The organism is Afifella sp. H1R, from assembly GCF_021462425.1.
GTDB lineage: Bacteria > Pseudomonadota > Alphaproteobacteria > Rhizobiales > Afifellaceae > Afifella > Afifella aestuarii.
Genome location: NZ_JAKEDY010000001.1, coordinates 2,448,567 through 2,471,581 on the forward strand (window position 1 = coordinate 2,448,567; position 23,015 = coordinate 2,471,581).

Genomic DNA, 23,015 nt, shown 5'->3' on the forward strand with positions numbered 1-23,015 from the left:
GCGTGCCGCTTATCCGTGCACGAGCACGTTGCGGAACTGCCAGGGATCGCTGTCGTCGATATCTTCCGGGAACAGCCCGGGCCGGTCCGTCAACGGCGTCCAGTCGGTGTAATGGCCTTCGACGGGCCCGAGATAGGGAAGCTGCACCTCGAGGCAGCGGCGGAAATCCATCTCGTCGGCTTCCACGATGCCGGCTTCAGGATGTTCCAGCGCCCACACCATGCCGGCGAGCACGGCGGACGTCACCTGCAGGCCGGTCGCGTTCTGATAGGGGGCGATATCGCGCGTCTCCTCGATGGAAAGCCGCGAGCCGTACCAATAGGCGTTCTTCTTGTGGCCGTAGAGCAGCACGCCGAGCTCGTCGATGCCGTCCTCGATCTCGTCTTCGTCGAGAATATGGTGCTTCGGCTGCGCCTGACCGGCCTGACCGAACATTTCATGCAGCGACAGAACGGCGTCGTTCGCCGGATGATAGGCGTAATGCACCGTCGGCCGGTATTCCGGCTCGAGCCCTTCGCCGATCGTAAAATAATCGGAGATCGACACCGATTCATTGTGGGTGACGAGGAAGCCGTACTGCGCACCGGGCGTCGGGCACCAGGTGCGGACACGGGTATTGGCGCCCGGCTGCAGCATGAAGCGGGCCGATTGGCACCCCGTCTGCTGCACCCGCATATTTTCGGGCATCCATTTTTCATGCGTGCCCCAGCCGAGCTCGGACGGCTGCAGGCCTTCCGAAATGAAGCCTTCCACCGACCAGGTGTTCCAGAAGACGTTCATCGGCTTCGGATGCTTGGCACGCTGCGTGTCGCGCTCGGCGATATGGATGCCTTTGACGCCGACATCGCGCATCAGCTTCGCCCAGCCGGCGCGATCGTCCTGCGCAGGCTCCTCATAGGAAAGCTGCAGTGCCTCGGCGAGATCGACGAGCGCCTGCTTCACGAACCACGACACCATGCCCGGATTGGCGCCGCAGCAGGAGACGGCCGTCGTGCCGCCCGGCGAACGCGCCTTCTCGTCGCGCACGGTCTGACGCAGCGCATGGTTGGTGCGTTGCGCCTGGTCCATGCCGCGGTCGAAATAGAAACCCAGCCAGGGCTCCACCACGGTGTCGATATAAAGCACGCCGATCTCGCGGCAGAGCTTCATGATGTCGAGCGAAGACGTATCGACCGAAAGGTTGACGCAAAAGCCCTGTCCCTCGCCCTTGGTCAGAAGCGGCGTCAGAAGCTCGCGATAATTGTCCGCCGTCACTTCCTTCTGGATGAAGGCGATGCCGCGCTCGTCGAGGAGCTTGCGGTCCGTGTCGACCGGGTCGATGACGACGAAGCGGTCCTTGTCGAACTCGAAATGCCGCTCGATCAGAGGCAGCGTCCCGCGTCCGATCGAGCCGAAGCCGATCATCACGATGGGGCCGGTAATCTTGCCGTGGACGGGCCAGTCGCTCATCAACATCTCCTTCGGGCTCATGCCGGCTTCCGATTGGAGGAAAGCGGCAGAAAGGGCAAGGCGGCAGAAGAGAAAAGGCGCCGGAGACTGAATACGCGTTAAACACAACCCTACCGCGCATTTCTGCTTGATTGCGCCATTTTGTTCTTCTATTGTTCTCGCCATCACGACGGCGGGGGGTTGGCCGTGAACACCGATACGATCGATATTGCAGGCGCCGTCACCCATCTCGGGGCCTGGCTCTTCTGCGGTTTTCTGATTCTGAGTTTCGCCTGGTCGCTCGTCGAGCGTCTGCTCATGTGGATCGATGCTGCGCTCATCAAGCCTGGCCTGGCGCGCCTGCTCGACGGATCGAAGGCCGCGATCGGGAAAATGAGGCGCCGCCGCCGCGGTTTCCGGATCGTCCTCGCCGATCTCTCCGGCGACGACGATGGCAGCGGGGCCACGCGCATCGCCGCGGCTCTCTCGTCGATACCGGCGCTGAAAGTGGCAAGGATTCCTGCCCCGCCGGGATGGAAATTCGCCGGCCGCATCGAAATGGAGCGCCAGGCGGAAGACGTCCTGCGCGCCCGCAAGGCGGATGTCCTCGTCTTCGGTCGCATCGACCGGGCCGAACAGGTGCTTGCGGTCAGCTTTCTCGGCCGCGACGTTGGCGGCGACATCTGCGGGCTTGCGACGCTCGAACTGCCGCTCGATTTCGACGCGTCTCTCGCGCCGGCTTTCGTCGCCACCGCTCTCACCCAAATAGCGCTGACCGGAGAGGACGATGTTCCTCTGCTTCTCGATTGGCTCGTGCCTCAGACGCTTGAGCTGAAGGCCCGGTGCGAGAGGATGCCGACATCCCTCTCCGATCCGCAGCGTGCCGGCCTGCTCCATGCCGTGGGGCGATCGGCGGCTCTGCTCGGGCGATTGAACCATGACCCGAACGCTCACCAGCTGGCGCTCGCTGCCTATCGCCACGCGCTCGAAGGCCTTCCGCCCGACACCGCGCCGCTCGCACGGGCAGGCACGCTCAACGCTTTGGCGATCACCCTTCGGCACATCGGGTACGAGGAAAGGGATCCCGCCCTCCTGGAAGAGGCCGTCGCGACCTTCGCGCAGGCGTTGCCGTACCGCCGGCGCGATCTCATCCCCTTCGACTGGGCCGAGACGAAGCGCGAATGCGGCACGGCCCTCGCCTGCCTGGCGGAGATGGACGGCCCCTCTCGCCTTGAAGAGGCCGAGGCCTGTCTCCGCGAAGCGCTTGAGGAATATCGTCCGGAGCGCACCCTGGTGAGGTGGGCCGACGCGCACATCATGCTGGCACACATTCTTCGGCTCCGGGGCAGGAACGCGCCGAAGACCGCGGCGCTGGAGGAAGCGATCGCGATCGGCCGGCGCGTCGTCGCCGACCTGCCGCAGAAGCGCGCGCCATTCGTCTGGGCGCAGGCGCATACGAGCCTCGGGCATGCGCTTGAAGCCCTCGCCGAGCGAAAGGGCGATCCGAGCCTCCTTCTGGAAGCGGGCCGCGTTTACGCTCAGGCCTTGAAGGAATGGCCGCGGTCGCGACTGCGTCTGCGATGGGCCGCGACAAACGCAAATCTCGGAAATGTGCTCGCCACGCTCGCCGACAGGACCGGCAAACCGGACACGCTCGAAGATGCGATCGCCTGCTATCATGCAGCCTTGAAGGTCCAGAACCGTCGCAAGCACGCAAAGGCCTGGGCCAGCACTCAAAACAGCCTTGCCTATGCGTTGCGGCTTCTCGGGGAAGAGACCGGGAACCGGACGCATCTCGAAAAGGCGGTCGCCGCCACACGCGCCGCGCTGGAGGAATGGCCGCGCGAGCGCTTCCCGCAAGACTGGGCGATGGGCCAGATGAATCTCGGAACGAACCTCTGTGTCCTCGGTCAACGCCGCCGCAACAAGCGGCTCATCAGGGAGGGGATCGCGGCCTTCTACCGTTCGCTGGAGGAACGGCGGCGCGAGGAAATGCCCGTGGAATGGGCCGAAAGCCAGGGGAGCCTCGCCAATGGGCTGCGCGCACTCGGGGAGCTTGAGAAGAGCCCGCAGCGCCTCGAAGAATCCCTCTCGGCCTACCGCGCGGTTCTGGCACTCCACGATTTGGACACGGCACCTTTCGATTGGGCGGACGCGCAATCGCGGCTCGCCAAGGCTCTCCTCGCGCGGGCCAGGATGACGCGCGACGTCGCCGAATTCAGGCGGGCCGAGGAAGCCTTCGAGGCGGCCGCACATGCCTATCGGCTGGCGGGGGCCTACCCGCATGAGGCCGGGAGCGTGCGCATGCTCGAAGACGTTCGCGCCAGACGGCAGAGGCTCGAAGCGAGAGCGAATTCCGGGATCGCCGGCTGGCTCCTACCAGAAATTCGCCACCTTGTGCGTCGCGCTCTCCGGCTCGGTCGCAAGGTGGTGATAGGCTGACGCGTAATAGAGAAGCGGCGTGCCGGTCTTCGCCTGCATGCCGCGGACCTCGCCCAGGAAAAGCGAATGGTCGCCGCATTCATGCACCGCATGCGGCGTGAGCGCGATATGGGCGAGCGCGCCCTCGAGCGCGGGGGCGCCGTGAAAATCGAAAAACTCCGCCTTTGCGCCCTCCACCTTGCGTCCCGCAAAAAGGTTGCTCAGATCCTCCTGCTCGCGGGCGAGAAAGCTGATCGAATAGGTTTCGGCCTCTGACAGCACCGGATGCATATGGGCGCGTTTGGCGACGGAAACGACGGTGAGCGGCGGGTTGAGAGAACCCGACAGAAACGCGTTCGCCGTCATGGCCCGCACACCGCTCTCCGTCTTGACGGCAACCACGGTCACGCCGCTGGCAAAGCGCGACATGACATTGCGGAAAAGCTTTGGGTCGATGGCGGGCGCCGCCGTCTGGTCCATGAAATCGTCCTGAACGCCTGGGGTTTTCTGATCGACCCTGCATATAGGGTCGCTCGCGATCCCACAAATGCCGGGCGTGGAAGCGACCATGCCGCGATGTCACGCCTTACGCTCGGGCGCCTGCCATACGCGCGTTCCCATCGGGCGGCAGGTGACGCGAGGAGGTCATCGGCGAACCTGAAGACGAGACGGCCGATGCTCAAGGCCGAACGGAGCTGTCAGCCCGACCCGTCAGGCCGACGGGTCCAGGCCGACTGCCCCAGGACCGACCGATCAGGGAATAAGCTGCGATTTGGCGAGCGTCAGCTCGTAGCACAGCCCGTCGCCGTCGAAGACGAGCTCCGCCTCGCCGCCGACGGTCGTCGGCACGACATTGCACAACATGACGACGCCGAAGCTTCTCGACTTCGGCTCCTTCACCGGCGGACCTTTGCGCTCGCACCAGGTGAAGCGATAGCGGCCGGCATCGTCCGGCACTTGTTCGAAGGCGACTTCCACACGCCCCTCATCGGTGCCGAGCGCGCCGTATTTGATGGCATTGGTGGTGAGCTCATGCAAAGCGAGCCCGAGATATTGCGCCGCGTTCGGCCGCAAAAAGCCGTTGATGCCGGTGATCTCGACCTGGCTCAGCCGCGGCTCGGCATAAAGCGAAATCTGCGAGCGAACGAGATCGAAGATGCGCGCCCCGCGCCAGTCGGCCTCCGTCAGCACGTCATGTGCGCGCGACAGGGAAAAGATGCGCCCGTTGAAGCGGCTGACGAACTGCTCGGTGGAGGAGGCGTTCTCCGCCGTCTGCCGCGCGATGCCCTGAATGACGGCCAGCAGATTTTTCGAGCGGTGCGCCAGCTCGCGCATGACGATGCGAAGATGCTCTTCCTGGATCTTGCGCTCGGTGATGTCGATCGCCGCGCCGATGATGGCCGTCTGCGAGCCATCCTCGTCTTCTTCGGGCACCAGCATCACGTCGTACCAGCGCGGATCGTCACCGTAAGGCAGACACAGCTCCACCTGCTGCATCTCGCCCTCCTGTATCGCCGCCTCCTTGGCCGCTCCGAGCTGCTCGGCCGCGGCGAGCGGCAGCACCTCCTCGTCGGTACGTCCGAGCACGGTGGACGGGCTCAAGCCCGCAGGCGAATTGAAGACCCAGTTGAAATGGCCTTCGGCGTCTTGAGAAAACAATGAGATCTGCGAGCCGCGCAGGAGCTTGGCACAGCGCTCCCATAGCGCCGCTTTGGCGACGTGCGTCGCCCCGAGAGGGCGTCCTTCCTTGTCGCGAGGCGGTGAAGCTGTCACGGCCGAAAACACCGAAAATACATGAGACAGGTCATACCGGAGGTCGGTCCTCGGCACAACGATAGGCGGCGCATCAAGTTCCCGTCCATGGCGGCGATAATTCGCCACAAGAAAAAAGCCGTCGGCCTTGCCTCGCAGGCACCCATCTCGCCGTGTCCGAGGGGACCTCGAAAAATCCGGGTGGTCCGAAGGAGAGAAAGCCGAACCATAAAAAAACGGCCTCCCGGAGGAGGCCTGTTCTTGCTGCTTGGAAAGTTGACGGAAACAGCGGACGCTGGGGCAAAGGGGGGAAGAGGAGGCGCGCCCGCCGTTTCCGTAACTCTTACTTATGGACCCACAACGGCGGGTTCGAAGGAAGGTTCCGAAAAAAACGACGGGCTGCGATTTTTTTTTGCGAAGGCCGCCTGCAGCGCGCGCGCCCTCGCGCCGGACGGGGTTCTGAGCCCCCCTCCGGCCGCCTCGCACCTAGCTCGCGCGGCGCTCGAAAAACAAAGCCTAGCTGATCACCGCCTTCACCGTGTCCGGCTGGAACGGCTTGGTGATGAGGAAGGCCGGCTCCGGCCGCTCGCCGGTCAAAAGCCGCTCCGGATAGGCGGTGATGAAGACGACGGGCACGGAAAACGACTGCAGCATTTCATTGACGGCATCGAGGCCGGAGCTGCCGTCGGCGAGCTGAATATCGGCGAGAACCAGCCCCGGGCGATGCTCTTCCACCGCCTTGATCGCCTCCGAATGCGTACGGGCGACGCCGGTCACGCTGTGGCCGAGCGTCTTCACCAGGGTTTCGATGTCCATGGCGATCAGCGGCTCGTCCTCGATGATGAGGACGTCGGTCGCCACCTGCTCGGCGATTTCGCGGCCGGCCTGGTCGACGAGGCGGGAGACCTCTTCTTCCGACTTGCCGAGAATTTCGGCCGTCTCGCCGGCGGAGAAATCTTCCACCGACATCAACAGAAAGGCCTGGCGCGGCAGCGGCGTGATCGCCTCGAGCCGCCGCACGGACGGGTCGCCAACCGGATCGACCGTGTCTTCCTTCAGATTGATATCGACCGAATTCCAGTAGCGGCAGAAGGCTTTGAAGAGCTCGACGCGCGGGTCGTTATCGGAATTGAAGGAATCGGGATCCTCGACGAGCGCCTCCAGCACGGAAACCACATAGGCATCTCCGCTCTTCTGCCCGCCCGTCAATGCGCGGGCGAAGCGACGCAGATAAGGAAGGTGGGGCGCGGTGTTGGCGACTAGCGACATGTCATCATCCTGAATGGAACAACGAGGTTGCGGACAATCAAAGCGTCACCGGCAAAGGCTGCATGAGGTCCGTCCTCTGGGGTGCTGCAACGCGTCGTTATGAAATGATTGTGGCAAGAGTTGCAAGGAGGCAAGGCGCCAAACGCCGCGAAATCATTGACTTTGCCGGCTTCCGAACCGGAGCCCCCAACGCGACGCATCAGGCGGCAGCGGCCGAGCCTGCACGCAGGAGGCGTGGCGGGGGAGCAGAGCGCGCAAAGGCTGGGGCGCCATGCCCTCCCCTCGCGACGGCGCCGCGCCGTCCTAGATGCCGGAGTGAAACAAGGCCCTGACGAGGAGACCGCCATGCCAATGACCCTGAAAGGCTCGTGCCGCTGCGGCGCGGTGCACTTTTCCGTCGAAAGCCACACGCCCCAGCCCTATCAGCTCTGCTATTGCTCCATCTGCCGCAAGACGGCGGGCGGCGGCGGTTACGCCATCAATCTCGGCGGCATTGCCGCGACGCTCAAAGTGGAAGGCCGCGAGGCGATCGAGATCTTCCGCGCGGAAATCGATCGCGGCGGCCATTGCGAGATCTCGACCGGGGAACGCAATTTCTGCCGCCATTGCGCCACCGCCCTCTGGCTCTTCGATCCGACCTGGCCGGAGCTCATCCATCCCTTCGCCTCGGCAATCGACAGCGAACTGCCGGCCCCGCCGGAACGCGTGCATCTGATGCTCGGCTCGAAGGCAAACTGGGTCGTGCCCGATATCGGCCCGAACGATCAGACCTTCGACGTGTACCCGGAGGAATCGCTCGAAGGCTGGCACAAGAGCCGCTGCCTCTGGGTGGAGTGACGATCCCCCGGGGCCACGAAATCGCACGCAAAGAAAAGGCGGGCCGCAGCCCGCCTTCTCGAACTCTCGTGAGTTGAGACTTCAGCTGCCCAAAATCCCCGGCAGCTTCAGGCCCTTCTCGCGGGCGCATGCGAGCGCCTCTTCATAGCCCGCATCCGCGTGGCGCATGACGCCGGTCGCCGGATCGTTCCACAAAACCCGTGAAATCCGCCGCGCCGCGGCCTCGCTGCCGTCGCAGACGATCACCTGGCCGGAATGCTGCGACCAGCCCATGCCGACGCCGCCGCCATGATGGATCGACACCCAGGTCGCGCCGGACGCGCAGTTGAGAAGCGCGTTGAGGAGCGGCCAGTCGGAGACGGCATCCGAGCCGTCCCGCATCGATTCCGTCTCGCGGTTCGGCGAAGCGACGGAGCCGGAATCCAGATGATCGCGGCCGATGACGACCGGTGCTTCCAGTTCGCCCTTCGCCACCATCTCGTTGAAGGCGAGACCGAGCCGGTCGCGGTCGCCGAGCCCGACCCAGCAGATGCGCGACGGAAGACCCTGGAAGTGAATGCGCTCCCTCGCCATGTCGAGCCAGTTGTGCAGGTGCTTGTCGTCCGGCAGGAGCTCCTTCACCTTCGCGTCGGTCTTGAAGATGTCTTCCGGGTTGCCGGAAAGCGCCGCCCACCGGAACGGCCCGATGCCGCGGCAGAAGAGCGGGCGGATATAGGCCGGCACGAAGCCCGGAAAGTCGAAGGCGCGTTCGAGCCCCACTTCCTTGGCACGCTGGCGGATGTTGTTGCCGTAATCGACGACCGGCACGCCCTGGTCCCACCAGCCGAGCATGGCTTCCACCTGGGCCCGCATGGACTCTTTCGCCGCCTTTTCCACGGCTTCAGGGTCGCTCTCGCGCCGCTCTTCCCATTCGCCGAGCGTCCAGCCGGCCGGAAGATAGCCATTGAGCGGATCATGCGCCGAGGTCTGATCGGTGACGGCATCCGGGCGGACGCCGCGGCGCAGAAGCTCCGGAAAGACCTCGGCGGCATTGCCGAGAAGCCCGACGGAGATCGCCTTCTTCTCCTTGGAGGCGCGCTCGATCATCGCGAGCGCCTCGTCGAGATCCTGCGTCATCTCGTCGACATAGCCGGTGCGCTTGCGGAACTCGATGCGGCTCTGCTGGCATTCGACGGCGAGCATGGAGGCGCCGGCCATGGTGGCGGCGAGCGGCTGCGCGCCACCCATGCCGCCGAGCCCGCCGGTCAAAATCCAGCGGCCCGCGAGATCGCCGCCGTAATGCTGGCGGCCCATCTCCGCAAACGTCTCGTAGGTGCCCTGAACGATGCCCTGCGTGCCGATATAGATCCACGAGCCGGCCGTCATCTGGCCGTACATCATCAGCCCGGCCCGATCGAGCTTGTTGAAATGCTCCCAATTGGCGAAGGCCGGCACGAGGTTGGAATTGGCGATCAGCACCCGCGGCGCGTCTTCATGCGTGCGGAAGACGCCGACCGGCTTGCCCGATTGGATGAGCAGCGTCTCGTCGGCTTCGAGCTCCTTCAGCGTCGACACGATGCGGTCGAAAGACTCCCAGTCGCGCGCCGCGCGCCCGATTCCGCCATAGACGACGAGGCTTTCCGGCTTTTCGGCGACCTCCTGGTCGAGATTGTTCATCAGCATGCGCATCGGCGCTTCGGTCAGCCAGGATTTGGCCGTGAGCTCGGTTCCCCGCGGGCTCGAAATCTTGCGGGCGTTGTCGAGACGGTTCATGTGCTCAGCTCTGTTCCTTGGTTTTGGCCGCCACGAGGAGGGCGGTCAGGGCTTTGGTCAGGACCGACCGCATGGCCTCGGCCTTCTCCTCGTTCCAGGCGACGGGGTCTTCGTCCATGTAGCCGCGGCAGGCGAGCTCCATCTGCAGCGCGTGCACGCGCTCGTCCGGCCGGCCGTAATGGCGGGTGATCCAGCCGCCCTTGAAGCGGCCGTTGACGATGCTCGGAAAATCCGAAGCGGCGCAGACATCGGCGACGGCCGCCTGCATTTCGGGCGCGCAGCTCGCCCCCGCATTGGTGCCGAGATTGAAGACCGGCAATTCGCCCTCGAAAAGCCGGGGAATGACGGAGCGGATGGAATGGCAGTCGTAGAGGACGGCAAAGCCGTGCCGGCTCTTCACGCGGGCGATCTCCGCTTCGAGCGCTGCATGATAGGGCGCGAACCAGCTCTCGCGGCGCACGTCGATCTCCGCCGCATCCGGCTCTTCGCCGGGGCGATAAAGCGGCTCGCCGTCGAAAGTCTCCGTCGGCACCAGCCCCGTCGTCGCCTGCCCGGGATAGAGCGAGACGCCCGACGGGTCGCGGTTGACGTCGATGACGCTGCGCGACATCACAGTGTGCACGATGCTCGCATCGAGCTGCTTGGCGATCGGGCCATAGAGCCGGTCGATCCACCAATCGGTGTCGAGGATGGCCCGCTCGCGGCTGACGAGACGTGTCTCGAGCTCCGGCGGGATCGCCGTTCCCGTATGCGGGAAAGACAGGATGAGCGGTGAGCCGCCGCGTCCGACGGTGATGAAATCGCGCAAGGATCAAGCCTCCAGATCGGGAAATGCCACGTCCCGGCATGCCGCAAGCGCCGCGCCCGCTTCCACGAGGCCCGCCGCCGCACCGAGATCGGGCGCAAGATAGCGATCATCGTCGAGCGCCGGCACCGCATCACGCAGCCGCGCCAGCGCCTTTTGCAAAGCGTGCGAGGTCTGAAGCGGCGCACGCAGCTCCACGCCCTGCGCCGCCACCAGCCATTCGATGCCGATGATGCGCGAAAGATTGTGGTTCATGGGTCCGAGCCGCCGCGCCCCATGCGCGGCCATGGAGACATGGTCTTCCTGGTCGGCACTCGTCGGCGTGGAATCCGTCGAACAGGGATTGGCGCGCTGCTTGTTCTCGCTCATCAGCGCCGCCGCCGTCACCTCGGCGATCATGAAGCCCGAATTCAAACCGGGCTTCGGCGTCAGGAAGGCCGGCAGTCCGAAGGAGAGCGTCGGATTGACCAGCATGGCGATGCGCCGCTGCGCGATCGAGCCGAGTTCGGCGATCGCAAGGGCGATCTGATCGGCCGCGAACGCCACCGGCTCGGCGTGGAAATTGCCGCCCGAGACGATGTCCCCGCTCTCGGTCAACACGAGCGGATTGTCGGTCGCGGCATTCGCCTCGATCCTGAGCGTGTTGCCGGCCTGGCGCAGAAGGTCGAGACAGGCACCGGCGACCTGCGGCTGACATCTGAGGCAGTACGGGTCCTGCACACGCTCGTCGCCCTCGCGGTGCGATTCGCGAATTTCGGAATCGGCCATCAGCGCCCGCAGCGTCGCCGCCGCCGCGATCTGTCCCGGCTGGCCGCGCAGCGTGTGCATTTCTTCGCGGAAGGGCGCGGCAGACCCCATCGCCGCATCGGTGGAAAGCGCGCCCGTCACCAGCGAGGTGAGACCCGCGCGCCAGGCACCGAAGAGACCCGCAAGCGCCATCGCGGTCGAACATTGCGTGCCGTTGATGAGCGCGAGGCCTTCCTTCGGTCCGAGCACGACGGGCTGAAGCCCGGCCGCCCGCATCGCCGCGCCGCCTTCCATGCGCGCGCCGTCATAGACCGCCTCGCCCTCGCCGATCATCACCGCCGTCATATGGGCGAGCGGCGCCAGATCGCCGGAGGCGCCGACCGAGCCCTGCCGCGGCACCACGGGAACGACGTTCTTCGCCATCATGTCTTCGAGACAGGCGATGATCTCCCAGCGCACGCCGGACGCGCCGCGTCCGAGCGACAAGAGCTTCAGCGCCATCATCAGCCGCACGATCGGCGCCGGCAGCGCCTCGCCCACGCCGCAGCAATGCGACAGGATGAGATTGCGCTGCAGCTGCGCCGTGTCCGCCGGGGCAATCCGCGTCGAGGCGAGCTTTCCGAAGCCCGTATTGATGCCATAGACGGCAGCCTCGCCGGCGGCCGCCTTTTGCACCTGCTCCTGCGAGGCTTCCACCGCAGGGCGGCAGGCCCGGTCGAGCTCGGCATCGAGACCGTCGCGGTAAAGGCGTTCAAGCTCGGCGAGGGTGACGGCACCCGGCGTCAAAGTCAGCTTTGTCATCGTCCCTGCCTCACACGCTGCCACAGCGGATTGAAGCCGATGCGGTAGGCGAGCTCGGCCGGATGCTCGATGTCGAAAATCGCAAGATCGCAGTCCTTTCCTTCGGCCAGCGTGCCGATCCGCGCCGCGCGCCCGAGGGCCTTCGCGGCTTCGCGGGTAACGCCGGCGATCGCCTCTTCCGGGGTGAGACGGAAGAGCGTGCAGGCCATGTTCATGGTGAGCGTGAGGGAGGTCATCGGCGAGGTGCCGGGGTTGCAATCGGTCGCGATCGCGATCGGCACGCCCGCCGCGCGCAAGGCGGCGACCGGCGGAGACTGCTTTTCGCGCAGGAAGTAATAGGCGCCGGGCAGAAGCACGGCGACCGTGCTCGCCTTGGCCATCGCGGCAATGCCGTCATCGCCCAGATATTCCAGATGGTCGGCCGAGAGCGCGCCATAGCGTGCGGCCAGTGCCGCCCCGCCGAGATCGGAGAGCTGTTCGGCATGGAGGCGCAGAGGCAGACCGAAACCGTTGCCGGCGTCGAAGACTTTGGCGATCTGCTCCGGCGAAAAGGCGATCCCCTCGCAGAAGCCGTCGACCGCATCGGCGAGCTTTTCCGCTGCCACGAGCGGCAGCTGCGTCTCGCAGACCTCAGCGATATAGGCGTCCTTGTCGCCCTCCGCCTCCGGCGGCAGCGCATGCGCGCCGAGGAAGGTGCGGACCACATCGACGTCCCGGAGCTCCGCGAGCCGGCCTGCGGCCCGCAGCATCTTCACTTCGTCGTCCGGATTGAGCCCGTAGCCGGATTTCACCTCGATCGTCGTCACGCCCTCGGCGAGGAGCATATCGAGGCGCGGCAGCGCCGATTGGACGAGATCGTCTTCCGAAGCGGCCCGCGTCGCGGACACGGTGGAGACGATGCCGCCGCCGGCCTTGGCGATCGCCTCGTAGCTCTCGCCCTTCAGCCGCATTTCCCATTCCGCGGCGCGGTTGCCGCCATGAACGAGATGCGTGTGGCAGTCGATGAGGCCCGGAAGAATGAACCGGCCTTCGCAGTCGATCGTTTCTTGGGCGGCGACGGCCGGCATGTCGCTCTCGCGGCCGACGAAGACGATCTTGCCGTCTTTCGCGGCGAGCGCGCCACCTTCGATGATGCCGAGCGCGCCATCACCCGATCCGGCGCCCGACCCGGGTTCCAGCGTGGCGATGCGCGCATGGCGCCAGAGACGATCGACAGGTTCAGCCAAGCTCTTCCCTCGCTCTCATCATTTGTCTATACAAATAAGGATTAGCGAGGATAAAGCCGATGATCAAGCTCCGTTTCGACAAGGCTCTGTTGCCGACAGGCTGGGCCGACCATGTTGCGATCGATGTTGCCGAGGATGGCGCCATCGCAAAAATCGAGACGGATCAAAGAGATGGCAGCCCGGCCTCCGGCGTCGCCCTCCCCGGCCTGCCGAACCTGCACAGCCATTGCTTCCAGCGCGGCATGGCGGGGCTTGCCGAACGGCGCGGCGAGAAAGCCGATTCCTTCTGGACCTGGCGCGAGGTGATGTATTCCTTCCTGGAGCGCCTGACGCCGGACGATGTGGAGGCGATCGCCGCGGAGGCCTGCGTGGAAATGCTCGAAGCCGGCTTCACGGCGCTCGGCGAATTTCACTATCTCCACCATGCGCCGGGCGGGACCGCCTATGACGACATCGCCGAAATGGCCGGCCGCATCGTCGAGGCGACGCGCGCAACCGGCATCGGCCTGACGCTTCTCCCCGTCTTTTATGGCGAGAACGGCTTTGCCGGCGAACCGCTGAGCCCGGCGCAGCTTCGCTTCGGCAACGACCCGGAACGCTTCGCCCGGCTTCTCGAAGCCTCCCGCACCCATCTTGCGACGCTCCCGGATGCCCAACTCGGCATCGCGCCACATTCGCTGCGTGCCATCAGGCCCGAGATGTTCGACGACGTTCTGGCGCTTTGTCCCTCCGGCCCGTTCCACATCCACGCCGCCGAACAGACGAAAGAGGTCGAGGAATGCGAGGCGGCCCTTGGCGCCCGCCCCGTCGAATGGCTCCTCGACAATGTGGCGCTCGACCGCCGCTGGTGCCTCGTCCATGCCACGCATATGCTGCCGAAAGAAACCGAAGGCCTGGCGCGATCGGGGGCGGTGGCGGGCCTTTGCCCGATCACCGAAGCGAGCCTCGGCGACGGCATTTTCGACGGCACCCGTTTTCTGGCCGCCTCGGGCGCCTTCGGCGTTGGCAGCGACAGCAACGTCCTGATCAGCGCGGCCGAGGAACTGCGCATGCTGGAATATTCGCAGCGCCTCAAGGAGCGCGCGAGAAACGTCCTCGGCGAACCCGCCCTCTCCACCGGCCGCCGCCTCTACGAGGGTGCCGCCGCAGGCGGGGCGCAGGTGCTCGCCCGCCCGATCGGTCGTCTGGAAGTCGGATGCCGTGCCGATATCGTGGTCCTCGACCAAGACCATCCGACCCTCGTCGGACGCGAGGACGATCGCCTTCTCGACAGCTACATCTTTGCAGGCGGTCCCGCCGCGATCGCCGATGTCTATGTCGGTGGCGAGAAGAAGGTGGAATCCGGCCGCCACGTCGCCCGCACCGAAATCCGGGAGCGTTTTGCCGAGACGATGCGCCGGCTCGTCTCATGACGGCAGAGTTGAAGCTCGACGGCGAAGGCCCGCTGCACGACCAGATCCGCCGGGCGATCGCCGATCCGATCCTTTCAGGCAGCTGGCAGCCGGGAAAGCGCATTCCCCCGGAAGTCAGTCTGATGGAAACGTTTGGCGCCTCGCGCATGACGGTGAACCGCGCGCTCAGGGCCCTTGCCGATCAGGGGCTGATCGCCCGCCGCCGCCGCGTCGGCAGCTTTGTCGCCCCGCGCGCCGGCGAACACGCCGTCACCTCGATCGGCGACATCCGTCACGAAATCGAGGCCCGCGGCGAAAACTACGGTTACGAATTGATGCAGCGACAGGAAGCGCGCGTGTCCGCGGCGATGAGCCTTGCAACGGGTGTGGCGGCGGAAACGCCGATCCTGCATCTCCATTGCCGGCATTTCGCAAGCTCGAAGCCCGCCGCGCTCGAAGACCGCTGGATCAATCTCGCCATCGTGCCGGAAGCCCGCGGCATCCCGTTCGAGGATATTCCGCCGGGGCCCTGGCTGCTGGAAAACGTCTCCTACACCGAAGGCGAGCACCGCATCGCTGCCATCCGCGCCGGCAGCACGGCCGGCGGTCTGCTTCAGATCGCCGATGACGAGCCCTGCCTCAGCGTCGAACGCCGCACCTGGCGCGGCAAGACTATGATCACCTTCGCCAACTTCGTCTATCCGGGCTCCAGCCACATCCTCTCCGGCCGCTTCCGCCAGGGAGCCTAGAGACATCGTCAGGCAATCATCCGGGAGGCTTCGCGGACCTGATAGGTGGAGTTTCGCACCCCCTGCGTCGCCGCCGCGATCGCGGTCATGTTGTCTGTGATCGTGGTAACGCCGAAGGACGCCGTCTCCATATTCGAGGCCATATCGCGGGTCACGGCGGACTGCTCCTCCATCGACGAAGAGATGCTGATGGAGATGGTGTTGATCTCGCTGACCAGCGCCGTGATCTCCTTCAACGCATCCGCCGCCTCGCCCGTCACCGCCTGAACGGCCGCGATCTGCGTGGTGATGTCGTCCGTCGCCTTGGCGGTCTGACCCGCGAGATGCTTCACCTCGGAGGCGACGACGGCAAAACCCTTGCCCGCCTCGCCGGCACGCGCGGCCTCGATCGTCGCATTGAGGGCAAGAAGGTTCGTCTGGGCGGCGATGCTGTTGATGAGGCCGACGAAGTCGCCGATCCTCTGGGTCACTTCCGACAGCCCGCCGACGATGGAATTGGCGCGATCGCCCTTGCCGACGGCGGCTGCCGTGATCTCCAGCGCATGGCCGACCTGCCGGCTGATGTCCGCGATCGAGGCGGCGAACTCTTCGGCGCCCGAAGCGACGGCCTGGACGTTGGTGGAGGTCTGCGTGGACGCACTGGCGGCCGATGTCGCCTGGTGGCTGGCGTCGGTGATCTCCTTGAGGATCGCCTCCAGATCGACGTCGATTGACTTCTGAATGGCTTCCCGCTCCAGCCGCTCCTTGACCCGGTTGGTCTCGGTGGCGAATTTCACCACGCCGCACACGTCGCCATTCTCGTCGAAAATCGGATTGTAGGTCGCCTGGATCCAGATCTCTCGGCCGCCCTTGCCGAAGCGGCGGTATTCGGCCGCCTGAAATTCACCCTTGCGCAGCGCTTTCCAGAACTGGCGATAATCCGCGCTCTCGCGCTCCTGGGCATCCAGGAACATCGAGTGATGCTTGCCGACGATCTCCTCCAGAGAATAACCGGTCGCCTCCAGGAAATTCGCATTGGCGTGGACGATCGTCCCGAAGAGATCGAATTGAATGACCGCTTGTGAGCGGTTGAGGGCGGAGAGCCACGCCGCATCGGTCTCCGTCTGCAGCTTCTTTTCGGTGATGTCGGTCGCCAGTTTGACGATCTTGACGACCTTTCCCTTCGACACGACGGGATTGTAGGTCGCCTGCAGCCAGATACGCGCGCCCGACTTGCCGACACGCTTGAACTCCGACTGAATGAATTTGCCGGCCGCCAGATCGCGCCAGAAATGCTCGTACGCCTCGCTCTGCCGATAGATCGAATCGACAAACATCGAATGATGTCTCCCGACGATCTCGCTGAGTTCATAGCCGACACAATCGAGGAAGTTTCGATTGGCCGTGAGGATCTCTCCACTCGGCGTAAATTCGATGATGGCGAGCGAACGATCGAGAGCCTCCACGATCAGTTCGGCATTCTTGGCTTTGGTAGAACGCAGCATAGTCTCCCCAAGACCCCCCTCAGCGCTTCCGACCAAGGCGCGCATAAAGATGTAGAAGATCGACGGCGAATATATCGAATACCTTGCGCACAGCTTGCATCGCGCACACACGCAAAACTTCTAATAGGCTCGAGAATCCTTCTTACAGAACTCCCCAGCCTTTCCGCGTGATTTCAAAACTGGTCATTCTTCTTGTGCCCGGGAGACGCCAGACAAGCCTGTCGGCACGGCACGGAGAGCGGACCCGAGCGAGAAAACCCAGCCAAGACGATCGCACGAAAGCGGGAACGACCCTTCGGCTCGAACGCTGCGCCTCAAAGGCCGGCGCGCTTGCGAAAACCCGCCGCCGTCACGCCGCCGCCGTCACGCCGCCACGCGTTCGAGCACGAAGGCCGCACGGTCCTCGATGCTGGCGTAAGGCAGGTGCACGACCTCGTAGCCGAGCTCCAGATAGGTTCTCTCCATCACCGCGCCGGTTTCCTGCGCTTCTGCGGCATCCTGCTTGCGCTCCGCATCCTGCGCGAAGATCTCAGGCCACCAGGGCGCGAGAAAAACCCGCGAGTTGTATCGGTAGAGCTCGGCCGCCTTCCGCACATGATCGGGAACGCGAAGACCGCAAAGCCGCAGATAGCCCATCACGTCCGGCACGCCACGATCCATCACCAGCGGGCCGGCGATGGCAAGCGCCTCGCGGTGGGAGCGCAATTCCCAGGAGAGCATGAGCTCGGCAAAGGCACTCCGGTCCGCCCAGGGCAGAGCGGATCCGCCGATTTGAACCTGATCCTGGATGATCGCGCGTCCCGCCTCCGGCATGGTGCGCAGCCCCGCCGCCGCGAGAGCTTCGATGAGCGCGGTTTTCCCCGAGCCGGGGCCGCCGGTCACCACGTACATATGGTCGGCCAAAACTCTCTCCTTCTCTTCGAATATTATCGGCGCCGCACCCCGCGCGATCGCTCAGCCTCCGCCGAGCGCCACCACCCGGTCGAGGCCGAGGCGTGCAAGGAATGCCGTGTCGTGGCTGACGACGATGAGCGCGCCGTCATAGGCCTGAAGCGCGCTCTCGAGGGCTTGAAGCGCATCGAAATCGAGGTGGTTCGTCGGCTCGTCCAGAACGAGAAGGCCGGGCGGCTCGGCCTGGCCGATGGTGCAGGCGAGACCGGCGCGCAGGCGCTCGCCCCCGCTCAGGCTCCCCGCCTCCTGCAGCGCATCTTCCGCCCGAAACCGAAACCGCGCCAGGGCCGCGCGACATTGGTTCTCGTCCGCCTCCGGGTTCAGGCGGCGGAAATTCTCCCGCAACGAGAGGTCTGGACGCAGCAGGCTCACATGCTGGTCGAGAAACGCAAACGGCACGCAAAGATCGACATGACCGCTTAGCGGTTCGAGCCGCCCGGTGATCAATTTGATCAGCGTGGTTTTGCCACAGCCGTTCGGGCCCGTTATGGCGACACGCTCAGGCCCGGCGATCATCAGGGAGAAATCGCGAATGACCGGCCTCGCCCGCTCATACCCGCCGGCCACCGCATCGACCCGCAAGACGGTCTTGCCGCGGGGCAGACCAGTCGGCGCAAGCTCCATCGACAAGGGCCGCAGGATCTCGACAGACGCCCGCGCCGCAGCAAGCGCGTCCTTCGCCGTCTGAAGCCGTGCATCGCGCAGACGCGCATGTGCCCCGCCTGTCGCCTCGGCCCGCTCCTTTGCCGCATCCATCAGAATTTTCGGCTGGTCTTTCCTGGCGCGGGCCTTTCGTCCCCGGCTGTCCGTGCGCGCCTTGCGCTCCGCCGCCTGCTGCGCCCGTCGCCGCGCTTCGGCGAGAGTTTTCTCCGCATCCGCCAGCTCGCGCTCGGCGGCCTCAGATTCCGCGGCCTTCTGCTCCCTGAAGGCGCTGTAATTGCCGCCGTAGCGCACCGCTCCGAGTTGCGACAGCTCCACGATCGCATCCATCTCTTCCAGAAGCTCGCGGTCGTGGCTGACGATGATGGCGCCGCTCCCCCAGCCGCGGATGAGCTCGATCACCGCCTGCCGCCCCGCACGGTCGAGATTGTTCGTCGGCTCGTCGAGAAGCAGGAAATCGGGCGCCTCGAAGATCAGAGCGGCAAGGGCGACACGCGTCCGCTCGCCTCCTGAGAGCGCCGCAAGCGGCGTGCGCGGATCGGCGTCGAGACCGCAGCGGGAGAGTGCCGTCCTGATGCGCTCCGAAATCGTCCAATCGGCGTGACCAAGCTCGTCGACGCCGGCAAGGCCAGCCTCGGCGCGATCGATCAGGTCCACGGCCGCGCCCGCACCGAAAAAGCCCGCGATGGTCGCGCCGCCCGCGACCGCCATCTCCTGGCGCATCAAACCGATCGTGCCATGGACGTCGATATGACCCGTTGTGGGACGCAGTTCGCCGGCAATGAGCCGCAGAAGGGTCGTCTTGCCGATGCCGTTGCGCCCGACGAGGCCGACGCGCTCGCGGCCAAATCTCAGATGAACATCGCTGAAAAGCGGCGCGCCGTCAGGCGTGGACCAGGAAAGATCGGAAAGGGTGAGAAACACGGACATGGAAAGACACTTCTCGCAGCGAGATCGGAAGGGCGAAAACGGCGAGATTTCTGTCCATGTCGAAGCGGCTCCTGTCCTGTCGACATCAAGCGGGCGAAAAACGGCAAGGCCCGCCATCGATATGCCCGAGAACGCTCGGGGGGATTCTCACAGATACTGGCCGCGCGGCCGATGCGGCAGGAGCGGAGGCGATGAAGCGCTTGAAAGAGAATCACATCGAAAAATGGTGGAGCCGAGGGGAATCGAACCCCTGACCTCGTGAATGCCATTCACGCGCTCTCCCAACTGAGCTACGGCCCCATTCTTTGGGAACGACCGATCAATCGAGGAGATCGGCCTTCAGGCTGCCGCCTTGGAGGCGGGAACCTTGTTCGGCCGGGGAGCGAATGCCCTCCGACCGAAGCGGGCGGAAACTATGCGCGACTTTGCCGTTTTGCAAGTCCCGAAAAACGCGAATTTTGCAGCGCCTCAGCGCTCCTCGTCTTCGTCGACGTCACCGAGGATGTCGGAGACGTCCTCATCCTCGTCTTCGTCGTCGTCGAGGAAGGCGTCATCGTCGTCGTCGTTGTCGATCTCCAACCCGTCGTCGTCGATCTCCGGAACGTCGTCGTCATCGCTGTCGTCGTCGTCGGAAGACTTCGAATCGCTCGTCTCGCCTTCTTCCTCGTCCTCGGCCTCTTCGAGGGAGACGACATCCACGTCCTCATCCTCCTCATCGTCTTCCGCTTCGACGACGTCCTCGACCTCTTCCTCCTGCTCGGCCGCGGCCGCTTCTGCCGCCTTTTCGCGGGCGGACAGCTCATAGACGGTACCGCAATGCGGGCACACAATAGGATCACGATTGAGGTCGTAATACTTGGTGCCGCATTCCTGGCAAACGCGTTTGGTTCCAAGTTCTGGCTTGGCCACGTCGGCTAATCCTCGAATGTCAGAAAATCGCGGTCCCACTACCGGCCGGTGCTGCCCCTGTCAAACGCCTTCTCTGTGCATCTGTCTCGCGCGGGGCGCCCGCGGGGATGACCCCCGCCGGGGAGGATGCTAACGGGAGGGCGCCGGGGCATGCCCCCAAAGCGCTCCGGAAAGCATCCGCGAGACCACCTTGTCGCAGCATCATATGAGGACATCGCCCATGTCGGAAGCCGTTCCACGCCCGTCGACGGCACGCGCCTCCTCCAGCCTTTCGGGCCGCGTCACGGTGCCGGGCGACAAGTCGATCTCGCACCGCTCCTTGATGTTCGGCGCGCTCGCTCTCGGCGAGACCAGGATCACGGGCCTGCTGGAAGCGGCCGATGTTCTCGCCACGGCCGCCGCGATGCGCAGCTTCGGCGCCAAGGTCGAGCGGCATTCGAGAGGCGAATGGAGCGTCCACGGCCTCGGCACCGGCGGCTTTCTGGAGCCCGAGACGGCGCTCGACTTCGGCAATGCCGGCACCGGTGCGCGCCTCACCATGGCGCTTGCCGGCGCCCATCCCTTCGCCACGACCTTCCTCGGCGATGCCTCTTTGTCGCGCCGGCCGATGGGCCGCATCCTCGATCCGTTGCGGGAAATGGGCGTCGAGGTGATCGCCCGCTCCGGCGACCGTCTGCCTTTGACGCTCAAAGGCGCCTCCCCGATGGCGCCGATCGAGTACCGCGTTCCCGTCCCGTCGGCGCAGGTGAAATCGGCCGTCCTTCTCGCCGGCCTCAACATCGCCGGCACCACGACGGTGATCGAACCGGTGCCGACGCGCGACCACACCGAAAAGATGCTCAAAGGCTTCGGCGCCGATATCGAGGTGAAGACGACGGCCTCGGGCGAAGCGGTGATCCGCCTTCAAGGACTGCCCGAGCTCAAGCCGCAGCCGATCGAAGTCCCGTCGGATCCGAGCTCCGCCGCCTTTTTGATCGTCGCCGGCCTCATCTGCCCCGATTCCGATATCGTCGTGGAAGGCGTTCTCCTCAACGAGCGCCGCACCGGCCTCCTGCAGGTGCTTCGGGACATGGGCGCCGACCTGTCGATCGAGAACGAGCGCGAGACCGGGGGCGAGCGCCTGGGCGACGTGCGCGCCCGCACCTCGCGTCTCAAAGGCGTCACGGTCCCGGCCGAACGCGCGCCCTCGATGATCGACGAATATCCGATCCTTGCCATCGCCGCCGCCTGCGCCGAAGGAACGACCGTCATGCACGGGCTTGAGGAATTGCGCGTCAAGGAATCCGATCGCCTTGCCGCCGTCGCCGCCGGCCTCGCGGCGAACGGCGTCACCTGCGAAGAGGGCGAGGCGAGCCTCGCCGTCACCGGGGGAGCGGTTCCGGGCGGCGCCACCGTCACCACCCATCTCGATCACCGCATCGCCATGAGCTTCCTCGTTCTGGGCCTCGTGGCCGACAAGCCGGTGACCGTCGACGACGCCAACATGATCGCGACGAGCTTCCCGAATTTCGAGGAGACTTTGCGAAAGCTCGGCGCCGACCTCAAGGATCAGGAGGTGGCCCTCTCATGAGTACGCCTCTCATCATCGCCATCGACGGCCCCGCCGCTTCCGGCAAGGGAACGCTCGCGCGCCGGCTCGCCGCGCATTACGGCCTGCGCCATCTCGACACGGGCCTCACCTACCGCGCCGTGGCGGCCGAGCTTCTCGCCTCGGGCGAGGACGAGCCGGATGTCGCCGCGGCCGTCGCTGCAGCGTCCCGGCTCGATCTGTCGACGATGGAGCGCGACCGCCTTGCCGCGCACGATATCGGCGAGGCGGCCTCGAAGATCGCCGTCATGGGCGAGCTCCGCCGCGCCCTCGTCGACCGCCAGCGGCACTTCGCGGCCGAGCTGCCCGGCGCCGTCCTCGACGGACGCGACATCGGAACGGTCGTCTGCCCCGATGCCGCTGCCAAGCTTTTCGTGACGGCAAAGCCCGAGGAACGGGCCCGCCGCCGCACCGACGAACTGCGCGGCCGAGGACAGGATGTCGACTACGAAGCCGTGCTTGAAGATCTGAAGCGACGCGACGCGCGCGACATGCAGCGAGCTGATTCGCCGCTGCGTCCCGCAGACGACGCCCACTTGATCGATACCAGCGCAATGACTATAGAAGCGGCATTCCGCGCAGCTGTCGCGATTATTGATCGAGCCGTTTCGGCCCGCAGCGAGGCATGCCCTTCTTGAGGGTGTGCCTTTAGGGCTATCTGGAGATCGTGAAGACGGCGCGTGGGGGAACCGCGCCGTTTCGTCCCGATGCGCCAACCGCTTCGATGCGGGGGAAGAGACGGCCAGAGCAACACGAACCGATGGCGCTGTGACCCGCAGGCGAGCCGCGAGCCGCCCGAAGACGCGGGCCCTAACAGGAGCATGAATGGCCAGTATGCAACAGGCTGCCCCGCAGCCGAGCCGTGAAGATTTTGCGGCCCTACTCGAACAATCCTTTGCCGACGCCGATGTCCAGGAAGGCACGGTTGTCGATGGGACTGTGGTCGCCATCGAAAAGGACATGGCCGTTATCGATGTCGGCCTGAAAGTCGAAGGCCGGGTGCCGCTGAAGGAATTCGGCGTGCGTGGCCGCGACGGCGAGTTGAAGCCGGGCGACCGGGTCGAGGTCTATCTGGAGCGCGTGGAAAACGCGCTCGGCGAGGCCATGCTGTCGCGCGAAAAGGCGCGTCGCGAGGAGAGCTGGGTCCGTCTTGAAGAGAGCTTCGAGAAGAACGACACCGTTCAGGGCACCATTTTCAACCAGGTGAAGGGCGGTTTCACCGTCGATCTCGACGGCGCCGTGGCGTTCCTGCCGCGTTCGCAGGTCGATGTGCGCCCGGTGAAGGATGTCGGCCCGCTGATGCAGACGCCGCAGC

Annotated in this window: 19 protein-coding genes and 1 tRNA gene; 7 read left to right on the plus strand and 13 right to left on the minus strand. The window is 65.2% G+C overall.

Annotated elements, in window-relative coordinates:
• Positions 1–9 precede the first annotated feature (9 nt).
• Complete coding sequence (locus L0F51_RS11545) at positions 10–1,455, minus strand: homospermidine synthase (protein ID WP_234629418.1); 1,446 nt, start codon at positions 1,453–1,455, stop codon at positions 10–12.
• A gap of 180 nt (positions 1,456–1,635) precedes the next feature.
• Here L0F51_RS11545 and L0F51_RS20175 point away from each other — a divergent pair, with 180 nt between their 5' ends.
• The gene (locus L0F51_RS20175) at positions 1,636–3,870 is read left to right on the plus strand and encodes a tetratricopeptide repeat protein (protein ID WP_234629264.1); all 2,235 of its coding nucleotides are present in this window, start codon (positions 1,636–1,638) and stop codon (positions 3,868–3,870) included.
• On the opposite strand, the gene L0F51_RS11555 is transcribed toward L0F51_RS20175, so the two are convergent.
• The 3 genes from L0F51_RS11555 to L0F51_RS11565 form a co-directional block, all read right to left on the minus strand.
• Complete coding sequence (locus L0F51_RS11555; protein ID WP_234629265.1) at positions 3,805–4,329, minus strand: flavin reductase family protein; 525 nt, start codon at positions 4,327–4,329, stop codon at positions 3,805–3,807. The genes L0F51_RS20175 and L0F51_RS11555 overlap by 66 nt on opposite strands.
• Positions 4,330–4,602: 273 nt before the next feature.
• Positions 4,603–5,508, minus strand: coding sequence for a sensor histidine kinase (locus L0F51_RS11560; protein WP_234629266.1), 906 nt, complete (start codon positions 5,506–5,508; stop codon positions 4,603–4,605).
• A gap of 609 nt (positions 5,509–6,117) precedes the next feature.
• A complete protein-coding gene (locus L0F51_RS11565) occupies positions 6,118–6,870 on the minus strand; it encodes a response regulator (RefSeq protein WP_234629267.1) in 753 nt (250 codons plus the stop codon).
• A gap of 345 nt (positions 6,871–7,215) precedes the next feature.
• Between L0F51_RS11565 and L0F51_RS11570 the strand changes: the two genes are divergently transcribed.
• Complete coding sequence (locus tag L0F51_RS11570; protein WP_234629268.1) at positions 7,216–7,707, plus strand: GFA family protein; 492 nt, start codon at positions 7,216–7,218, stop codon at positions 7,705–7,707.
• Positions 7,708–7,788: 81 nt separating this feature from the next.
• Here L0F51_RS11570 and hutU read toward each other — a convergent pair whose 3' ends face one another.
• Genes hutU through hutI form a run of 4 tightly spaced genes read right to left on the minus strand, consistent with a single transcriptional unit; the run spans position 7,789 to position 13,038 of the window.
• Positions 7,789–9,459 (minus strand): urocanate hydratase, encoded by a 1,671-nt coding sequence (gene hutU / locus L0F51_RS11575; RefSeq protein WP_234629269.1) that lies wholly within the window; start codon positions 9,457–9,459, stop codon positions 7,789–7,791.
• Between the two features lie 4 nt (positions 9,460–9,463).
• On the minus strand, positions 9,464–10,267 hold the full coding sequence (gene hutG, locus L0F51_RS11580) for an N-formylglutamate deformylase (RefSeq protein WP_234629270.1): 804 nt from the start codon (positions 10,265–10,267) through the stop codon (positions 9,464–9,466).
• Between the two features lie 3 nt (positions 10,268–10,270).
• Positions 10,271–11,812: a histidine ammonia-lyase gene (gene hutH / locus L0F51_RS11585; protein WP_234629271.1), complete on the minus strand. Its 1,542-nt coding sequence runs from the start codon at positions 11,810–11,812 to the stop codon at positions 10,271–10,273.
• Positions 11,809–13,038 (minus strand): imidazolonepropionase, encoded by a 1,230-nt coding sequence (gene hutI / locus L0F51_RS11590; protein WP_370642356.1) that lies wholly within the window; start codon positions 13,036–13,038, stop codon positions 11,809–11,811. The genes hutH and hutI overlap by 4 nt, the downstream gene beginning before the upstream one ends.
• A gap of 59 nt (positions 13,039–13,097) precedes the next feature.
• Between hutI and L0F51_RS11595 the strand changes: the two genes are divergently transcribed.
• Together L0F51_RS11595 and hutC are read left to right on the plus strand one after the other, a co-directional pair.
• Positions 13,098–14,450, plus strand: a complete 1,353-nt coding sequence (locus L0F51_RS11595; RefSeq protein ID WP_234629272.1) for a formimidoylglutamate deiminase — start codon at positions 13,098–13,100, stop codon at positions 14,448–14,450.
• Positions 14,447–15,178, plus strand: a complete 732-nt coding sequence (gene hutC / locus L0F51_RS11600; RefSeq protein ID WP_234629273.1) for a histidine utilization repressor — start codon at positions 14,447–14,449, stop codon at positions 15,176–15,178. Before L0F51_RS11595 ends, hutC begins: the two co-directional genes overlap by 4 nt.
• An 8-nt stretch (positions 15,179–15,186) precedes the next feature.
• On the opposite strand, the gene L0F51_RS11605 is transcribed toward hutC, so the two are convergent.
• From L0F51_RS11605 to L0F51_RS11625, 5 genes are all read right to left on the minus strand, one after another.
• A complete protein-coding gene (locus L0F51_RS11605) occupies positions 15,187–16,662 on the minus strand; it encodes a PAS domain-containing methyl-accepting chemotaxis protein (protein WP_234629274.1) in 1,476 nt (491 codons plus the stop codon).
• Between the two features lie 363 nt (positions 16,663–17,025).
• Positions 17,026–17,553 carry an AAA family ATPase gene (locus L0F51_RS11610; RefSeq protein WP_234629420.1) on the minus strand — a complete coding sequence of 176 codons (528 nt, stop codon included), beginning with the start codon at positions 17,551–17,553 and terminating at the stop codon, positions 17,026–17,028.
• A 63-nt stretch (positions 17,554–17,616) separates the two neighbouring features.
• Positions 17,617–19,203: an ABC-F family ATP-binding cassette domain-containing protein gene (locus L0F51_RS11615; protein ID WP_234629275.1), complete on the minus strand. Its 1,587-nt coding sequence runs from the start codon at positions 19,201–19,203 to the stop codon at positions 17,617–17,619.
• Positions 19,204–19,427: 224 nt separating this feature from the next.
• A tRNA-Ala gene (locus L0F51_RS11620) sits at positions 19,428–19,503 on the minus strand.
• A gap of 168 nt (positions 19,504–19,671) precedes the next feature.
• Positions 19,672–20,112 (minus strand): TIGR02300 family protein, encoded by a 441-nt coding sequence (locus tag L0F51_RS11625; protein ID WP_234629276.1) that lies wholly within the window; start codon positions 20,110–20,112, stop codon positions 19,672–19,674.
• 220 nt (positions 20,113–20,332) lie between these two features.
• On the opposite strand from L0F51_RS11625, the gene aroA reads away from it, so the two are divergent.
• The 3 genes from aroA to L0F51_RS11640 form a co-directional block, all read left to right on the plus strand.
• The gene (gene aroA, locus L0F51_RS11630; protein ID WP_234629277.1) at positions 20,333–21,682 is read left to right on the plus strand and encodes a 3-phosphoshikimate 1-carboxyvinyltransferase; all 1,350 of its coding nucleotides are present in this window, start codon (positions 20,333–20,335) and stop codon (positions 21,680–21,682) included.
• Positions 21,679–22,338 carry a (d)CMP kinase gene (gene cmk / locus L0F51_RS11635; RefSeq protein WP_234629278.1) on the plus strand — a complete coding sequence of 220 codons (660 nt, stop codon included), beginning with the start codon at positions 21,679–21,681 and terminating at the stop codon, positions 22,336–22,338. The genes aroA and cmk overlap by 4 nt, the downstream gene beginning before the upstream one ends.
• Positions 22,339–22,525: 187 nt before the next feature.
• On the plus strand, positions 22,526–23,015 hold a 490-nt coding region (locus L0F51_RS11640; RefSeq protein WP_234629279.1), incomplete at its 3' end, for a S1 RNA-binding domain-containing protein.